Genomic DNA, 18,130 nt, shown 5'->3' with positions numbered 1-18,130 from the left:
TCCCTGAGAGATATTGCCGGGGATATATCAACTTTATGTGACATGTTGTTTGCAATTACCGCGACTGAAACAAATAATATTTTCATCAAGTTGTGTGGGTTTGCCAATTTTAAGGGGATGACATGAAGTTACCGTTCACCTTGACCTGTTGCGCCGTCTTGCTATCAGGTCTGAGTTCTATCGCCGTCGCGGCCGACGTTCCCGCCGGAACGGTGCTGGCGAAGCAGCAGGAGCTGGTTCGCCACATCAAAGATGAACCCGCTTCATTAGATCCCGCAAAGGCGGTGGGGCTGCCGGAGATTCAGGTCATTCGCGATCTGTTTGAAGGGCTGGTGAACCAGGATGCCAACGGCAATATCATTCCAGGCGTCGCCACCCGCTGGCAGACGAACGATCAGCGTATCTGGACGTTCACCCTGCGCAACGATGCAAAATGGTCCGACGGTACGCCAGTCACGGCACAGGACTTCGTTTACAGCTGGCAGCGTCTGGTTGACCCGAAAACCACGTCGCCGTTTGCCTGGTTTGCCGCGCTGGCGGGTATTAGCAATGCCCAGGATATTATTGATGGTAAAGCTAAACCCGAAACGCTGGGCGTGAGCGCGGTAGATGCCCATACTCTGCGTGTACAGCTGGATAAACCGCTGCCGTGGTTTGTAAACCTGACCGCCAACTTCTCGCTCTACCCGGTCAACAAAGCCAATGTCGAGAGTGATAAGAACTGGACGCGCCCAGGTAAACTTATTGGCAACGGTGCCTACGTGCTGGCTGACCGCGTGGTGAATGAGAAGCTGGTGGCGGTACCGAACAAATACTACTGGGATAACGCGAAGACGATTATTCAGAAAGTCACTTTCGTCCCCATCAACCAGGAATCCTCCGCCACCAAACGTTACCTGGCGGGCGATATCGATATCACCGAATCCTTCCCGAAAAACCAGTATCAGAAGCTACTCAAAGAGTTGCCGGGTCAGGTCTATACTCCGGCGCAGTTGGGTACCTATTACTACGCGTTTAACACCCAAAAAGGGCCAACCGCCGATGCGCGCGTGCGTCTGGCGCTGAGCATGACCATCGACCGCCGGATTATCGCTGAGAAGGTCTTAGGCACCGGTGAGAAACCGGCATGGCGCTTCACCCCTGATGTGACCGCTGGTTTTAAACCGCAGACCTCTGAGATGGCGCAAAGCAGCCAGGCCGAACTGAACGCGCAGGCGAAGATGCTGCTGCAGGCGGCAGGTTACGGCCCGAATCGCCCACTGAAGCTGACGCTGCTGTACAACACCTCGGAAAACCACCAGAAAATCGCGATTGCGGTGGCGTCGATGTGGAAGAAAAACCTCGGCGTTGACGTGAAGCTGCAAAACCAGGAGTGGAAAACCTATATTGATAGCCGCAACACCGGCAATTTCGACGTGATCCGCGCGTCGTGGGTGGGAGACTATAACGAGCCGTCAACCTTCCTGTCGCTGCTGACCTCCACCAACACCGGCAATATTTCCCGTTTCAGCGACCCGGCGTATGACAAAGTGATCCGCCAGGCGACGCTGGAGAACACCGCCGAGGCGCGTAACGCAGATTACAACACCGCCGAAAAAATACTGGCCGAGAAAGCGCCTATTGCGCCTATCTATCAGTACACCAACGGGCGGTTGATCAAGCCGTGGGTAAAAGGCTACCCGATCACCAATCCGGAAGATGTGGCTTATACGCATACGATGTATATTGTGAAGCATTGATGAGTACTGGTTGCCTGATAACGTCAGGCAACCACCACGATTGGTTGAAAACATCACGTATTTTGTTAAATAAAGCAACAACCCCGCTCTATTGGCAAATACGCAGCGTTTAATCTCAAAAACGGTAATCTTTAACCCTATTAATGGTTGGACTTTCCATCGGCAGAGTCTTATCTTGGGAAGAAACATACGAGGTTATCATCATGAAAGACGTAGTGGATAAATGCAGTACCAAAGGGTGTGCAATCGATATTGGTACCATCATTGAGAATGATAATTGTACCAGCGTTATTGAGCGTATCTTCCCATCGGAAAATGAAGCTGAGCTTGCCGTGGCTAAGATTAAGAAACTGGCCGCAGCAGCATCATCGGATGAAGACGCCGTGGTGACTTATCAGGTAGTGAAAGCCGATAACGACGTGAAGTTGAATGCTTCGGTGACGTTCTCTTGCCAGGCTGAAATGATTATTTTCGAATTATCATTGAGATCGGCATTCTAAGCGTAGCATTCCCGTCTTTCTCATCGGGAAGAGTCTTTCAGAAGACAGGTAAGGCGGAAACGCTTACCTGTCTTTTTGCGTTATAGTTCGCTTAATTTACAGGCTGGCAGCTTTCGATAACCCACAATAATCCAGATGACCGTCATCACCGCGGCGGCAAATGCCACCGTTCTCAAGCCCTGCGTCATGTCCGACTCCGCATTCAGAAGTAACCCAAAAATGGCTACACCGCTGACGCCTCCCATTTGTCTGGCGCAGTTAAAAAACGCTGACGCTGAACCAGCGGATTGATGGGACGCTTGCGACAGTATCAGGTTGGTCATTATCGGCATGGCAAAGGAGGTTCCGCTACCGAGAAGAACCATGGGAATAAAGAGTTGGTAGGCGCTCCACGCTGGCGTAACGAACATCACAATGATAAACCCCAGCATACTGATCCCGCTGCCCAGAAGAGACAACCTCCTGATGGAATACCATGAAGAAAACCATTTCGATGAAAAATTGACTAATGCAGTGACGGCCATCATCGGCATAAAGGCAATCCCGGCATCCAGCGCGGACAAATGAAGCTGATTCTGGAAGAAAATACTGAAGATAAATACCGCGCCATAGAAAACCAGATTGCACAGAAAGCCGACCATGACCGCACTCGGGATATATTTACTAGAGAGCACGTCCCGGGCAATGACTGGATTCGGTGAATGTTTATCCCTGCGTCTATTGGACACCAGCAGCACTATCCCCAGCACGAGCGTAGTCAGAATAATGGGGCTGCTCCAGCCATATTGTCCCGCTTCGGTGAGCGTAAATGTCAGCAGGGCCAGGCTTGCAGCGATAAAAGATTGGTTCAGAAAATTAATGCGTACGGGGGCAATTGGGCTAACCGGAGCCAGAGACTGAATAAGCGCGATACTGACGAGCCCCAGCGGAAAGTTGATAAGAAAAATGCTTTTCCAGCCGCAGTACTTAATCAGCACACCGCCGACGACAGGGCCTGCGACCAGTGCCAGAGAGCCCGCGGCGGCCCACATGGCAATTGCCGCTGATCGCTCACGGGCATCGGCGAAATATTGCCGAAGCAGTGTCAAGGAGCTTGGCAGCAGTAACGCTGCACCAATACCCTGTATTCCTCGCATAACATCAAGCCAGTAAATCGTCGGGGAGAGGGCACAACATACCGAGGCGAAAATGAAGATGGCGACCCCGGTGATAAAGGTTTTTTTAGAACCAAAGCGATCGACAAGGTTTCCTGAACTGAGCATCAGCGCTGCGAAAACAAGGGCATAGGCATTAATGACCCACTCCAGGTCAGATACGGTGGCGTCATAGGCCACTTTAAGCGAATGCAGCCCGACGTTAACGATACTGACATCAAGCTGAACAAGCACGATTCCCAGGCAGGATGCAAAGGTAAACAGACGCTTTTGCGCCGTCGTTTGACTGGCCATATAATTCCCATTTCGTTACGGTGCTGCCGGCGTTATCCGCAGACAGGGTTAAAACGGCTACTGAGTATCAGGTCTCCCTGATAAAAAGCAGCAAAACTTACCGTAAAAGGGTATCGCCATTTTATGAGATTATTAATAATCAATAATCCATATTTGTTTTGTCAAAATCTCATTTCGAGTCGATTGGATGAAAAGCATACAGAGGGTGAACAGGGCCTTCAAGGTATGTCGCGCGATGCGCAGTCGGGGACTCGCCATAGATTCGCTTGAATGCGGTGCAAAATGTACTCTCAGCAGCATACCCTAATCGCCAGGCCAGTTGTTTTACCGGTTCTTTGGTCAGTCGAAGCGCTCTGCTGGCGATGTGCATCCGCCAGCGGGTCAGATAATTCAACGGTGAAGTTCCGGCCGACTCGGTAAAGCGTCTGGAGAAACCTGCGCGCGACATCCCTGAAATTGCGGCTAGCTCTGCAAGCTGCCACGGTTTTTCCGGCTCGGCATGTATCGCTACCAGGGCCGCGAGGATCCGACTATCGCGTAGCGCGCCCAGCCACCCGTTCAAGGCCTGCTCTTCTGATAAAATCCAACTTCGGATCCCTTCAATCATGACCAGCTGCATCAGATGGTTGCCAGCGAGTGACGCGCCCGGACGCAGTGACATATTTTCCTCGTGGAGTCGCGCCATCAACCAGTTGAGGGTAGAGGAGGATTCTGAACCGGTATTGATGGGAATAACCACCGGGAGGGCGTCCAGTAGTTGCCCGGCGCCAGTCTGGTCGATCTCCATCTTTCCGGCCAGCAATAGGCTTTCGTCGCCGCCATAGTCAGCGATGCCATTGCGCTTCTGATAAGGGACCTGTTCAGAATTTATGGGCACGAGCTCAGGGTCAGAGGCCATAATAAACGGGGCCGAACGCGTAAGAATCACCCCATCTCCCGCGGTGAGTTTTCGCCAGGCTGGTTCACTTTCCAGCCGGAACCACAATGTACCTTTGCGCAGCGCAATAAATTTCATCCCGGAAAAACCGGGGTAGCGCATGGACCAGCACTCACCGGCTGACTGCCCGCTGGTGATGTAGCTGCGGGCGGAAAGAAGCTGCAGTACGTCTGATAAAGGGTCCATGACGGCCTTCTCCATAAGCTAAAAAACGGCATGATAGGGTAAAAAAAGTTAGCCAGGCCACTCTAATGGTCATTTCTCATTGCCCATGAGCGGCATTAGCACTTCCATATTAATAAGAATGAAACGATGATTGCAGTAATAGTCATTAGTAAGGCATCTTAATGATGGAAAACTTTAATGAGCTGGCCGCGTTTTCGCTGGTTGCCAGTGAACGTAGCTTCACCCGAGCGGCAGCTAAGATGGGAGTATCGCAATCGGCATTAAGCCAGACAATCCGGAATCTGGAGTCGAGGCTAGAAGTGCGACTATTGACGCGTACAACTCGCAGCGTTTCGCTGACAGAGGCCGGCGAGTTTTTGCTCAGTAGTCTCGGGCCTAAACTCGATGAAATTGTTCATGCAGTGAATACGCTAAAGGGGATGCGACAAAGGCCGGCGGGTACGGTCAGGATTGCTGCAGCGGCCCATGCCGCGATCTCAGTGATTGAACCCGGTCTGCGGCAATTGCTAAGGGATAACCCGGACATCCACGTTGAAATCTCGGTTAATGACTCACTGGAGGACATCGTAGCGGAGCGCTTTGATGCCGGAGTCAGGCTGGGGGAGCAGGTTGCCAGGGACATGATCGCGACCCGGATAAGCCCGGACATCCGTATGGCGGTTGTAGGTTCTGCTGATTATTTTTCACGCTATCCTGAACCCCAGGTACTTCAGGATCTGACCCGCCATAACTGCATCAATTTACGTCTTCCGACCTACGGTGGGCTGTATGCCTGGGAGTTTGACCACAATGGCGATACCTTAAGTGTGAAAGTGGAAGGGCAGCTGATCGTAAACAGCCTGGAACTCATGCTCAATGCGGTACGAGTCGGAAGCGGACTCTGCTGCATTCCAGAGGATGTTGTGGCAAATGACATCAGAGAAGGGACGTTGATACGTGTGCTGGAGGCCTGGAGCCCGCTCATGCCGGGGTATCATTTGTATTACCCAGACAGACGTCACCATTCCCCCGCATTTTTGCTGGTGCTGGATGCGCTAAAGAACCAGCGTTACCCACCACGTTGAGTGTTCCTCGAATGAGAGTACGGATGAATATCCCGCAAAGCGAATCGGCCAGCGTACTGGCCGTAGGGCATTACAACTCTTGCGCTGTCGGGCGGAAAATAATTTCGCTGACTCCAACATCTTCCGGCTCGTTAATCGCAAATGCCACCATTCGGGCATAGGTCTCAGGCGGTACGCCTACGTTTTCAACGTACTCCCGGTTTGCTGCCTGGACGTCTTTATCCGAAATATGCTCCAGTAGTTCGGTTTTAACTGCCCCTGGCGAGATGAGCGTCGCGCGAATGTTATCTGCCGCTGTCTCCTGACGTAGACCTTCAGTCAATGCCCGTACGGCAAATTTGGTCGCGGAATAAACGGCTGAGCTCTGGAAAACCAGATGGGCGGCAACGGAGGCCGTGTTGATAATATGGCCTGATTTCTGCGCCTTCATATGAGGTAGAACCGCGGCGATACCGTGCAGAACGCCCCGTAAATTCACGTCAATCATCTGATTCCATTCATCCACATTACCCTGGTCAAGACGAGAAAGTGGCATTAACCCTGCGTTGTTGATCAGTACATCAACCCGACCGAATGTGCTGATGGCTTTCTGGATAAGCGCCTCCATATCAGCGAGTTTCGTGACATCGGTTGCGACAGCGATAGCGTCTTTACCACGCTGCTTTAATTCGTTAGCGATAGCGTCGATGCGGTCAGCTCGACGAGCGGCCATCACCACTTTCGCGCCTTTGTCGGCGAGATGGCGTGCGGCGGCTTCGCCCATACCGCTAGAAGCTCCGGTGATGACAACCACTTTGCCCTGGATCTTATCTGTCATTTTACGCTCCTGATAGGTGGATGATGAGTAAACGGTTGTGCTGCTGTTGGCTTTGCATTCGGCCTTTTATACGGCCTATCGTGTTAAGCAGGACTCATCCTATCAGGGCGACATTCATTCGATAATACCCGTAATTTTCTAACATAAATAAGTGCAGCTAATTAATGGTCCGCAGTTTGCTAAATATCGCCATGGTAAGCGAAGCGTGATAACCGTCGTACTACTGATTTACATCCGAATTGATGAATTCACTGCATAAGTCAAATCACGGATTGCCGACTAATCCTCATGATGTTTCTGTCCTAAAATCATGTTTTAACCTGCCGGGAGCTTTACCGTGGAATATTCCGTTTTAAGTAACAACCTCAAAATGCCGATGCTGGGCTTTGGCGTTTTTAAGGTCACCGATAAAGAAGAATGTAAGCAGTCGGTGTTAGCTGCTATTCGCACGGGCTATCGTTTGATTGATACCGCCGCCGTCTACGGTAACGAAGACGCCGTGGGTGATGCCGTTCGTGAAGCGATTGCCGAAGGCCTGTGTACCCGCGAAGAGCTGTTTATCACCTCTAAGCTGTGGGTACAGGACATGGCAAACGAGGATGCGGCAAAAGCCGGTATTGACGCGTCGCTGAAAAAGTCAGGGTTAGCCTATTTTGATCTCTATTTACTGCACCAGGCGATGGGTGACTATTTCAGCGCCTGGCGCGCGCTGGAAGAGGCTTATGCGGCAGGAAAACTGAAGGCCATTGGCGTCTCGAACTTCTATGCCCACGTGTTAACCAACTTCTGTGAAACCGTCAGCGTTAAGCCAATGGTGAACCAGGTCGAGCTTCACCCTTATTTTGCTCAACCTGAAGCGCTTGAGACCATGAAACGCTACAACGTTCAGCCGGAAGCCTGGGCACCATTAGGCGGCGGCAGACATCAGGCACATGAAGATAAAATGTTGCAGGGGATTGCCGAGGCGCACCAAAAAACCGTTGCCCAGGTGGTCCTGCGCTGGAACGTGCAGCGTGGCGTCACGGTGATCCCTAAATCGACCCGCCAGGAACGTATTGCAGAAAACTTTGCTATCTGGGATTTCTCGCTGACCGAGGGCGAAATGGCGCAGATTAGCGCGCTGGATTTAGGCTACGTGGGTGAGGCGGTGAAGCATTTTAATCCGGAATTTGTACGCGGCTGCCTTGGGGTAAAAATTCACGATTGAGCGGGTATCGCCTCAAACAAAAACAGGCGCTGTTAGCGCCTGTTTTTTCATCACCCTGGCTTCAGCTATCGCAGCAGGTCGGCAAACTTCGCCAGCCACTGCGGATGTGCAGGCCACGCCGGGGCGGTGACCAGATTGCCATCGACATACGCCTGATCGATGCCAATCTCCGCATATTCCCCGCCGCTTAGCCGCACTTCCGGGGCGCAGGCCGGATAGGCGCTACAGGTGCGTCCTTTCAGCACGCCAGCAGCAGCCAGCAGTTGCGGGCCGTGGCAGACGGCGGCGATGGGTTTGTTCGCCACATCAAAAGCCTGCACCAGCTTAATTACCGCCTCATACAGCCGCAGATACTCAGGCGCACGCCCGCCGGGGATCAGCAGCGCGTCATAATCCGCTTCGTTGACGCTGGCAAAATCGGCGTTGAGCACAAAGCGGTGCCCTGGTTTTTCGCTATAGGTCTGCGCGCCGTCAAAATCATGAATTGCCGTCATGATGTAGTCGCCTTTCGGTTTATCCGGGCAGACCGCGTCCACCTGGTGACCAATCATCTGCAGCGCCTGAAAAGGCACCATGGTTTCATAATCTTCCGCATAATCGCCCACCAGCATCAGAATCTTTTTGCCTGCCATAACCCGTCCTCGTTGAGTAAAGATGTCTAAGATATAGCCTGGTGATAAGGGGATAGCGAACCGTAAATCGCGCGCCAGGTCACGGATATGACGATGTGTCATGCGGCGGTGAAAAAGGGCGGCCTGACGTCAGCCGCCCATTGTCGGTCAGGCACCAAATCCGCCGTCGATGGTGTGCATCGCCCCGGTGACAAAGGCAGCTTCCGGCCCGGCGAGCCAGGCGACCATACCCGCCACCTCTTCAGGGCGACCGTGTCGTTTAACCGCCATAAAGCTGTGCATCACCTCCTTCAGCGGCCCGTCCTCGGGGTTGGCATCGGTATCAATGGGGCCGGGCTGGACGACGTTGACGGTGATCCCTAACGGGCCAAAATCACGAGCGAGGCCCCGTGCCAACCCTTGTAACACTGATTTGCTGACTGCATACGCGGCGAGGCCGGGAAGTGGCATACGGTCGCCATTCACCGAGCCAATCACGATGATACGCCCGCCTTCGGGCATTCGACGCGCCGCTTCAACGGCGGCATGGTAGGGGGCATGGATATTGATGCGAAAAAGGCGGTCGACAGCATCGCTATCCAGTTCGAGCGCATCGCCGAAGAGAATGATCCCAGCGTTGATCACCAGAATATCCAGCGGACCGCTGTGATGAACCAGCGCAATAACCGCATCGCGATCGGCGCTATCTGCTCGTTCGGCGGTGCTACCCGTTTCGGCTGCCAGGCGTTCTGCCGCCTCTTGCGAACCGGAATAGCTGAATATCACCGACGCACCGTCGGCGCGAAAACGCCGGACAATCGCCGCGCCAATACCGCGACTGCCACCGAGAACCAGTACCGATTTATTCTGAAATACCGTCATCACTACGCCCCTCATATTCGAACCGAAACGATGAACCTCAACCCGGCAGGCGAGGCTGCAAGCATGGAGTATAGTTCTGCTCATTCACTCGCGTTGGGCGCAGCGGACTGGTGGTCGTGGAGAACGGTAATCGTGGAGATTCCCCGAGGTCGCGTAGCCCGGCCGAGCATCGCGACGCCGGGAGGGTTAATCAGCGCCCAACGCGAGCCTGAATGGACGCCGGATAACGGTCACCCACAATCTTAATCGCATCCAGCGCTTGGGTGATTTTCTGCAGGTCGCTTGCTGCGAGCACAATCTCTGCCGCACCCAGATTCTCTTCCAGACGGTGTAGCTTGGTGGTACCCGGAATCGGCGCAATCCACGGTTTCTGCGCCAGCAGCCACGCGAGGGCAATCTGCGCCGGGGTAATCCCGCGTTCGGCGGCCAGGTTAGCCAGCACGGTCAGCAACTGGGCATTGGCTTCGCGAGCCTCGGCCTGGAAGCGCGGCACTTTACTGCGGAAATCATCGCTACCAAAGGCGGTGTCGGTGGTGATGGCACCGGTCAGGAAGCCTTTACCCAACGGGCTGAAGGGCACGAAACCGATACCCAACTCTTCCAGCAGCGGAATAATTTCCCGTTCAGGCTCACGCCACCACATGGAGTATTCGCTTTGCAGTGCGGCAACGGGTTGGACGGCATGGGCGCGGCGAATGGTTTGCGCGCCGGCTTCGGACAGGCCAAAGTGTTTCACCTTGCCTTCGGCGATCAGGTCTTTCACTACGCCCGCTACGTCTTCAATCGGCACTTCCGGGTCAACGCGGTGTTGGTAGAGCAGATCAATAACGTCGGTTTTTAAGCGTTTAAGCGAACCTTCAACCGCCTGGCGGATATGTTCCGGGCGGCTGTTTAAAATCTGCTGCTTGTTGTCATCGCCGAAGGTAAAGCCGAATTTGGTGGCGATCACCACGCGATCGCGAAACGGCTTCAGCGCTTCGCCGACCACGTTTTCATTCAGATAAGGGCCGTACACCTCTGCGGTATCAAAAAAGGTCACGCCGCGCTCAACGGCGGCACGGATAAGCTCAACCGCCTGGCGGGTATCGGTTGCCGGGCCGTAGCCGTAGCTCAGGCCCATGCAGCCCAGACCGAGTGCGGACACTTTCAGGCCAGACTGGCCAAGGGTTCTCTGTTGCATTGCAGGTTCCTTAATCACGTTAAACGTCGAGTTTACGAGCCGCCAGCCACTCAACGATGGCCGGGTCACGATGGGAGAAAAAGGCGCTGGTGGCGGTATCCAGCGCGGTAATGCGCAGCATGTCGTCAGCGCTCAGCGCAAAGTCGTTGATGGCAAAATTTTCGACCATACGTTCCTTACGCACCGATTTAGCGAGCGATACGATGCCGCGCTGGAGCAGCCAGCGCAGAACGACCTGGCCCACGCTTTTGCCATATTGATTACCGATAGCGGTCAGTACCGGATGCGCAAACAGGCCGTTGCGCCCTTCGGCAAACGGTGCCCAGGCTTCCGGCTGAATACCGCGGCTCTGCATCCATGGCGTAGCGTGAAGCTGCTGGTTGAACGGGTTGACTTCGACCTGGTTCACCGCTGGCGCAATGCGGTTGAAGGCCATCAGGTCGGCCAGCCGGTCAGGCTGGAAGTTACTGACCCCAATGGCACGGATTTTTCCCGCATCATGCAGTTCCTCCATGGCCCGCCACGCGCCGTGCACGTCGCCGAAAGGCTGATGGATAAGATAGAGGTCGACGTAGTCAAGCTGCAGGCGGTTCAGCGAGCGTTCAAACTGTGCTTTCGCCCCTTCATAGCTGGTGCCCTGTAGCCATAGCTTGGTGGTGATAAACAGCGCATCACGGGCAATGCCGCTCTGCTTCAGGGCGTTGCCCACCTGGGTTTCATTCTGGTAGGAAGCGGCGGTATCAATTAAACGGTAGCCGGTCTCGAGGGCATCCAGCACCGCGCGTTCACATTCGGCGGCATTGGTCATCTGGTAGACGCCGAAGCCCTGTAGCGGCATCGCAATACCGTTGTTCAGTTGTACTGTTTGCATGGGGTTATCCTTCTTCTGAGTAGAAGAAGGATAGCGCGTGGGGATTTATTTGATTAGAGGGGGGAATTCTCTAACGGTAATGATCAAAATTCATTAATGAAAGGGGCTGCGTCATGCCGCTCCCCAGACGTTAGGCCTGCCGCTTCTTCCCCGATGAAATATCCCGCCGTAGTGCCGCAGGCGCATTCGGATCGCCGGTCAGCGGCAGGTTATTCAGCGTCGTCTCAATATCTTCTGCCGGCACCGGGTCGGAGAACCAGAAACCCTGCAGAGCATCACAGCCCAGCCCGCTGAGGATGCGCTGTTGCTCCTGCGTTTCCACGCCTTCGGCAACGACGTCCATATTCATTGAGTGAGCGATGTTAATGATGGTCGAGACGATTTTGACGTGCTTACTGTTTTCCCGCATATCCTTCATAAAGCTCTTATCGATTTTTAACTCCCCGGCGGGTAGGTCCTGAAGCGCCAGCATGTTGGAGTAGCCCACGCCGAAGTTATCGATAGAAATGGTAATGCCGATGCGGCAGAAGTCGTTGAAAATCTGCACGCTGCGGTCAAAGCCGTGTAGCGCAGTGGTTTCTGCCAGTTCGATGGTTAAACGCGTTGGGGAGACGCGGTGGCGCACCAGCGCTTCGCACACCCGTTCGTAAAAGTTCTGCTGCTCAAACTGCACCGGGGAGATATTCAGCGATACCGTCCAGTCATCGTGCCCGGCAATGCTCCACTTATGCAGTTGCTGGCTCGCCTGTTCGACTACCCAGTTGCCCACCGGGACAATGAGCCCGGTGTTTTGCAACGTGGGCAGGAATACGTCGGGCAGCAGGATACCTTTTTTTGGGTGCCGCCAGCGCAGCAGCGCTTCGAAACCATAAATACGCTGCTCTTTGACGTGATATTTAGGCTGATACCACAATTCAAACTGCCCGCGTTCTAGCGCCTGGGTCAGATCCTGCAGAAAATGCGCCCCTTGCCAGGTACTATCGAGCATCGACTCATGGTAGAAAACCCAGCCGTTACGGCCATTGTGTTTCACGTGATACATCACGGTATCCGCAGAAAGCTTCAGTTCCTGCGGGGTTTCACCGTGGCCTGGATAGAGGCTTATCCCCACGCTGAGTGAAATCTGTAGGATCTGCCCGGAATGGTAGAACGGGCGGCGGATGCTCTCCACCAGACGGGTACAAATATCGGTAATTTCCGCTTCGGTACAGTTTGGCGCGAGCAGGATAAACTCGTCGCCGCCAATACGTGCGAGCGTCATTTTGGGATTGAGGCAGGCGCTCATGCGGTTGGCAACAGAGACCAGCAGGTTATCGCCAACGTGATGCCCCCAGGCATCGTTAATCAACTTAAAGCGGTCGAGATCCATCAGCACCAGCGCAAACGTGCTGCCCGCCAGACGGGATTGATGCAGGCAGGCCAGCAGGCGCATATCAATCTGGCTGCGGTTGGCCAGCCCGGTCAGGCCATCAAAGCGCGCCTGCTGTTCCAGCTGTTGGTTAAGGTGCTGTAGATTCTCCGTCAGTCGGGCGGTACGCACCTGTGAGTCGACCATCGAAATCATCAGCATCAGCCCGAGCAGCAGCAGGGTAGTCACCGATACCCAGATGGAGAGCCCCTCTTCGCTGACCATCGCGTCGTGGCCCATCATCATATGACCGTGGTCAGTAAAGGAGGCGGCACTCATGCCGGTATAGTGCATAGCGGCAATTGCAATGCCCATGGCGAATGCGGCGCCGACGCGTGTGAGCAGCACACCTTTGCTGTTAAGCCGTAGGCTGAAGGCAAGCCATAGACCGACGCACGACGCGACGATGGCGATCACTACTGAGGCGATGATCAGCGGAATGCTCCAGACGATGTCATCGTGGGCCATCAATGCCGCCATGCCGACATAGTGCATAGTCACGACACCAGAGCTGAGCAGGGCGGTGGCAATGCAGAGGCGTTTTAGCGACAGCGTGTTGCCTGCAACCGCAATATTAATCGCTAATGACGAGGCAATAATGGCGGCCAGCAGGGAAATAACCGTAAGCTCAAGGTGATAGCTCATTGGCATCGGCATTTTCATCGCCAGCATGCCGATAAAATGCATCGACCAAATACCAATACCCAGCGTCGCGCCGCCGGTAATGCGCCAGAAGATAGCGGCTTTTTTATTAGACGCCGCAATTTTTGCAGCACTATCAAGCGCAACGAAAGACGCAATGAAGGCCACCAAAAATGAAATGCCGACGAGTATCGGGTCCCACGAAGCATGTAGCATCATGTAATCCATACCTTTCATAAACCAGATTTAATTAATCTATCAGTAAAATCCGAAATTCACACAAAGAAATAACAGTGTCGGGTGACTCTTTTTACTGAATTGCGGTCGATTAAGTACCGCTAAAATGTGATGAAATGCCAATAAATCTTAGGCATTGATTTTTTATATAATTCTTATTTTACCTCTACTTACATCTTTCTATGGTCATTCATTGTAGTAATTTAACTTTGGTAGGATGAATAGTCTGGTGAAAGTTAAACTGACGCTGCTAACAATTAAACTCCTTATAAACATGGAAATAATCTGGAAAATACCCTTTGTGGTGATATAACAAAATGACACAACGGGTGTTGAGGAAAAGATTATGTTTAAAAACATTAGCGTCCGAACGTTTATCCTGGTATTTATTCTGGCGGTTTTCCTTATTGTAGATGTGATCTGTTTAATATTATCGAAGAATATATTCTTGCATTTGGCCATTAACCTGGTTTGGGTGATAGCGCTGGCTTCGCTCTGGCTTTATATGACCAAATATCTTGTCACACCGATTAACGCCGTAAAGCGCAGCATTGATGAAGTTAACGATGGTAATTTATCGGTGCGTATTCCGATATTTGGTAATAACTGTGCCGGACGCTTAATTCCGGGTATCAATAGCTTATCGAATAATATCTCCACCCTGGTGGCGGAAATTCGCGCGTCGTCTGATACGGCGATGTCACTCTCTGAACAGCTGGCAAACCGTAGCGCGGAGTTGGCGGTGAAGACGGAACAGCAGTCCGCTACGCTGATGCATACCGCCTCCAGCATGGAAGAGATCGGTGCTGGGACCAAAAACAATGCCGAGCATACCCGTCTGGCAAGCGAACGTGCGGGTGAGGCCACCCGATGCGCTCGTAAAGGCGGGGAGCTGATGGGAGAGGTAGCGACCAACATGCAGTCGATCACCGACTGTGCGCGTCAGATGACGGAAATCATCGCCATGATTGATGGTATTGCCTTCCAGACGAATATTCTGGCGCTGAATGCGGCGGTAGAAGCGGCGAGGGCGGGCGATCATGGGAAAGGGTTCTCGGTGGTAGCCGGTGAGGTGCGAAATCTGGCACACCGTAGCGCCGAAGCCGCGAAGAGTATTAAGACGTTAATTAGCGTGACCAGCGATAACGTGACGCAGGGAGCGAATATTGTCGCCGAGGCCGAGCGGAATATGCAGGATATCGTGAGCGGTTCCGGCGAGCTGAATAGCCTGATGGAACAGATTGCGGTTTCGACCGCCGAACAGGAAAAAGGTATCGACCAGATAACTCTGGCGCTGACGGAGCTGGAAACCGTGACGCAGAGTAATGGGATGGTGGTGGAGGAGCTGGCGCGGTCGTCCGATATTCTGAAAAATCAGGTTATCGACTTGCAGTCACGGACGCAGAATTTCCGCATTGGCGATGAGCCGCGGAAGGCGGATGTGGCACCGGGAGCCGCGGTGCTTAAGCCAGCGGTGGCCGGGAGCCATGATAAGGATTTTTGGCAATCGTTTTAGCATTCGATAAAAACGCATTGGTCTCAGAAGGACGGGTAGGCCGGATAGCGTTTCGCTTATCCGGCCTGCAACGCTATCACCACCACTTCTCGCTTTTATGAACAATTTCAGCGCGATGCCCCGCCCACATATTGCTTAACAAACGCAGATGGCTAGACTATCAGGATGAATAGTTCTGACCGGAGGCGAAGTGGAAGCCATAAAGGGATCTGATCTCAACGTACCTGATGCGGTATTCGCGTGGATGCTCGACGGGCAGGGCGGCGTAAGGCCCCTGACCGATGATGAAACCGTCAGCAAAGAGAACCCGTGCTGGCTACACATGAACTACACCCACCCCGACAGCGCGCAATGGCTGGCGACAACGCCGCTGCTGCCCAACACGGTGCGTGACGCACTCTCCGGCGAAAGCCTGCGCCCGCGCGTCAGCCGTTTAGGCGAAGGGACGCTGATCACGCTGCGCTGCATTAATGGCAGTACCGACGAACGCCCCGATCAACTGGTCGCGATGCGGCTCTATATAGATGAACGTATGATCGTCTCCACGCGACAGAGAAAAGTGCTGGCGCTGGATGATGTGGTTAGCGACCTTCAGGACGGCAGCGGGCCGACGGACTGCGGTTCATGGCTGGTAGATGTCTGCGACGCGCTGACTGACCATGCCAGTGAATTTATCGAACAGTTGCACGACAAGATTATCGATCTGGAAGATAGCCTGCTGGAGCAGGAGGTACCGCCGCGCGGTTTTCTCGCCCTGCTGCGTAAGCAGCTGATTGTGATGCGTCGCTATATGGCGCCGCAACGGGATGTCTATGCCCGGCTCTCCAGCGAACGCCTGTCGTGGATGACCGATGATCAACGCCGCCGGATGCAGGATATTGCCGATCGCCTGGGTCGTGGGCTGGATGAGATTGATGGCTGCATTGCACGGACAGCGGTAATGACCGATGAAATTGCGCAGATGATGCAGGAGTCGCTCTCGCGCCGCACCTACACCATGTCGCTGATGGCGATGGTCTTTTTACCCAGCACATTCCTGACCGGGCTGTTTGGGGTCAACCTTGGGGGTATTCCCGGCGGCGGATCGCATCTGGGCTTCTCCCTCTTTTGTATTATGCTGGTGGTACTCATTGGTGGTGTTACGTGGTGGTTACATCGCAGTAAATGGTTGTAAAAAATCACCTTTTATATTCCATTAAGTGCCGATAACGCGACTTAATTTGAGCGAGGTCAATAAACCAGCACTCCAATCGAGGCAATATCGTTCCTGCAGGTGAATGCAACGTCAAGCGATGGGCGTTGCGCTCCATATTGTCTTACTTCCTTTTTTTGAATTACTGCATAGCACAATTGATTCGTACGACGCCGGCTTAGAATAGTCGGCTTTTTTTTATCTTTTTTTCCGCTACCCTGGCTACACTCGTTGATTAGTTGTCGCATCCCACGGCGAGATCTGCGAGGATACGCGCCTGCTGAACGTCAGCCCCTAATTCGTGAGAACTACACCGTGACCGCTTTTGCCTCCCTGAACATCCTCCCAGCCTCTCAGCTCGAAAATCTCAATGACCTGGGCTATCTCTCAATGACCCCAGTACAGGCGGCATCGCTGCCGGCTATCCTTGCGGGAAAGGACGTGCGGGTGCAGGCAAAAACCGGCAGTGGTAAAACGGCTGCATTTGGTCTTGGCCTGCTTCAACACGTGGACGCAGGTCTCTACCAGACCCAATCGCTGGTGCTGTGCCCCACCCGTGAGCTGGCCGACCAGGTCGCCGGTGAGATTCGTCGCCTGGCCCGTTATCTGCCGAACATTAAAGTGCTGACGCTGTGTGGCGGCCAGCCGTTCGGCGCTCAGCGCGACTCGCTGCAGCATGCGCCACATATTATTGTGGCGACACCGGGTCGTCTGCTTGACCACCTGCAAAAGGGCACTGTCTCTCTGGATGCGCTACAAACGCTGGTGATGGATGAGGCGGACCGGATGCTCGATATGGGCTTCAGCGACGCCATCGATGAAGTCATTCGTTTTGCGCCAGCCTCTCGCCAGACGCTGCTGTTCTCCGCCACCTGGCCGGAAGCGATTGCCGCCATCAGCGGTCGCGTGCAGCGCTCGCCGGAAACCATCGAAATTGATTCCGTAGACGCACTGCCTGCGGTTGAGCAACAGTTCTTTGACGTGCCGCGTCACGGTAAAATCGCGCTGTTGCAGCAACTGCTGAGCCAGCATCAGCCCGCGTCCTGCGTAGTGTTCTGTAACACCAAAAAAGATTGCCAGGCGGTCTTTGAGGAACTGAATGCCGCGGGTCAGAGCACCATTGTGCTGCACGGCGACCTCGAACAGCGCGACCGCGATCAGACGCTGGTGCGCTTTGCTAACGGCAGCGCGCGTATTCTGGTGGCGACAGATGTTGCCGCTCGCGGTCTGGATATTAAATCGCTGGCGATGGTCGTGAACTACGAACTGGCGTGGGATCCGGAAGTGCACGTACACCGCATCGGCCGTACCGCACGTGCGGGTAACAGCGGTCTGGCCATCAGCTTCTGCGCACCGGAAGAGGCGCAGCGCGCCAATATTCTCGCCGAAATGCTGCAAATTAAGCTCAACTGGGTCGCTGAGCCGGGCAAAGCCCGTGTTGTGCCGCTGGAGCCAGAAATGATGACGCTGTGCATCGACGGCGGTAAGAAAGCCAAAATGCGTGCGGGCGACGTGCTGGGTGCGTTAACCGGTGATGTTGGGCTGGTCGGGGCGGATATCGGTAAAATCGACGTGCATCCGGCACACGTTTACGTGGCGGTTCGCGAAGGCGTGGCGCATCAGGCGTGGAAATTGCTGCAGAAAGGGAAAATCAAAGGCAAGGCGTGTCGAGTGCGTCTGCTGAAATAACCGC

Annotated in this window: 15 protein-coding genes; 7 read left to right on the top strand and 8 right to left on the bottom strand. The window is 53.9% G+C overall.

Translation table 11 applies throughout. From position 1 onward, the window contains the following. The first annotated feature begins 122 nt into the window (after positions 1 to 122). Positions 123 to 1,739 (top strand): peptide ABC transporter substrate-binding protein, encoded by a 1,617-nt coding sequence (locus V6944_RS06675; protein ID WP_333498360.1) that lies wholly within the window; start codon positions 123 to 125, stop codon positions 1,737 to 1,739. A 203-nt stretch (positions 1,740 to 1,942) separates the two neighbouring features. After that, a complete protein-coding gene (locus V6944_RS06670; protein ID WP_333498359.1) occupies positions 1,943 to 2,239 on the top strand; it encodes a DUF406 domain-containing protein in 297 nt (98 codons plus the stop codon). Between the two features lie 80 nt (positions 2,240 to 2,319). On the opposite strand, the gene V6944_RS06665 is transcribed toward V6944_RS06670, so the two are convergent. Then, complete coding sequence (locus tag V6944_RS06665) at positions 2,320 to 3,687, bottom strand: MFS transporter (protein WP_333498358.1); 1,368 nt, start codon at positions 3,685 to 3,687, stop codon at positions 2,320 to 2,322. 169 nt (positions 3,688 to 3,856) lie between these two features. Beyond that, entirely contained in the window at positions 3,857 to 4,810 is a 954-nt protein-coding gene (locus V6944_RS06660; protein ID WP_333498357.1) for an AraC family transcriptional regulator, read from the bottom strand. Positions 4,811 to 4,971: 161 nt separating this feature from the next. Between V6944_RS06660 and V6944_RS06655 the strand changes: the two genes are divergently transcribed. Next, positions 4,972 to 5,874 (top strand): LysR family transcriptional regulator, encoded by a 903-nt coding sequence (locus V6944_RS06655; protein ID WP_333498356.1) that lies wholly within the window; start codon positions 4,972 to 4,974, stop codon positions 5,872 to 5,874. Between the two features lie 70 nt (positions 5,875 to 5,944). On the opposite strand, the gene V6944_RS06650 is transcribed toward V6944_RS06655, so the two are convergent. Next, positions 5,945 to 6,691, bottom strand: a complete 747-nt coding sequence (locus tag V6944_RS06650) for an SDR family oxidoreductase (RefSeq protein WP_333498355.1) — start codon at positions 6,689 to 6,691, stop codon at positions 5,945 to 5,947. Positions 6,692 to 7,028: 337 nt separating this feature from the next. Here V6944_RS06650 and V6944_RS06645 point away from each other — a divergent pair, with 337 nt between their 5' ends. Continuing rightward, the gene (locus V6944_RS06645) at positions 7,029 to 7,898 is read left to right on the top strand and encodes an aldo/keto reductase (protein WP_333498354.1); all 870 of its coding nucleotides are present in this window, start codon (positions 7,029 to 7,031) and stop codon (positions 7,896 to 7,898) included. Positions 7,899 to 7,963: 65 nt separating this feature from the next. On the opposite strand, the gene V6944_RS06640 is transcribed toward V6944_RS06645, so the two are convergent. From V6944_RS06640 to V6944_RS06620, 5 genes are all read right to left on the bottom strand, one after another. Then, positions 7,964 to 8,530 (bottom strand): DJ-1/PfpI family protein, encoded by a 567-nt coding sequence (locus V6944_RS06640; RefSeq protein WP_333498353.1) that lies wholly within the window; start codon positions 8,528 to 8,530, stop codon positions 7,964 to 7,966. A gap of 147 nt (positions 8,531 to 8,677) precedes the next feature. Continuing rightward, positions 8,678 to 9,391: an SDR family oxidoreductase gene (gene bdcA, locus V6944_RS06635; RefSeq protein WP_333498352.1), complete on the bottom strand. Its 714-nt coding sequence runs from the start codon at positions 9,389 to 9,391 to the stop codon at positions 8,678 to 8,680. 190 nt (positions 9,392 to 9,581) lie between these two features. Then, positions 9,582 to 10,571, bottom strand: coding sequence for an aldo/keto reductase (locus tag V6944_RS06630; protein WP_333498351.1), 990 nt, complete (start codon positions 10,569 to 10,571; stop codon positions 9,582 to 9,584). Positions 10,572 to 10,590: 19 nt separating this feature from the next. Further along, positions 10,591 to 11,442, bottom strand: a complete 852-nt coding sequence (locus tag V6944_RS06625; RefSeq protein ID WP_333498350.1) for an aldo/keto reductase — start codon at positions 11,440 to 11,442, stop codon at positions 10,591 to 10,593. 130 nt (positions 11,443 to 11,572) lie between these two features. Beyond that, positions 11,573 to 13,711: a putative bifunctional diguanylate cyclase/phosphodiesterase gene (locus V6944_RS06620; RefSeq protein WP_333498349.1), complete on the bottom strand. Its 2,139-nt coding sequence runs from the start codon at positions 13,709 to 13,711 to the stop codon at positions 11,573 to 11,575. A 364-nt stretch (positions 13,712 to 14,075) separates the two neighbouring features. Here V6944_RS06620 and V6944_RS06615 point away from each other — a divergent pair, with 364 nt between their 5' ends. From V6944_RS06615 to dbpA, 3 genes are all read left to right on the top strand, one after another. Next, positions 14,076 to 15,245, top strand: coding sequence for a methyl-accepting chemotaxis protein (locus V6944_RS06615; RefSeq protein WP_333498348.1), 1,170 nt, complete (start codon positions 14,076 to 14,078; stop codon positions 15,243 to 15,245). A 190-nt stretch (positions 15,246 to 15,435) separates the two neighbouring features. Beyond that, entirely contained in the window at positions 15,436 to 16,419 is a 984-nt protein-coding gene (gene zntB, locus V6944_RS06610) for a zinc transporter ZntB (RefSeq protein ID WP_220439796.1), read from the top strand. A gap of 333 nt (positions 16,420 to 16,752) precedes the next feature. Next, on the top strand, positions 16,753 to 18,126 hold the full coding sequence (dbpA, locus tag V6944_RS06605; RefSeq protein WP_333498347.1) for an ATP-dependent RNA helicase DbpA: 1,374 nt from the start codon (positions 16,753 to 16,755) through the stop codon (positions 18,124 to 18,126). Positions 18,127 to 18,130: the final 4 nt, after the last annotated feature.

The sequence above is a fragment of the Kluyvera sp. CHPC 1.2972 genome, from assembly GCF_036759925.1.
In the GTDB taxonomy this organism is placed as follows: domain Bacteria; phylum Pseudomonadota; class Gammaproteobacteria; order Enterobacterales; family Enterobacteriaceae; genus Kluyvera.
This window is presented reverse-complemented; position numbering and strand designations above follow the sequence as displayed.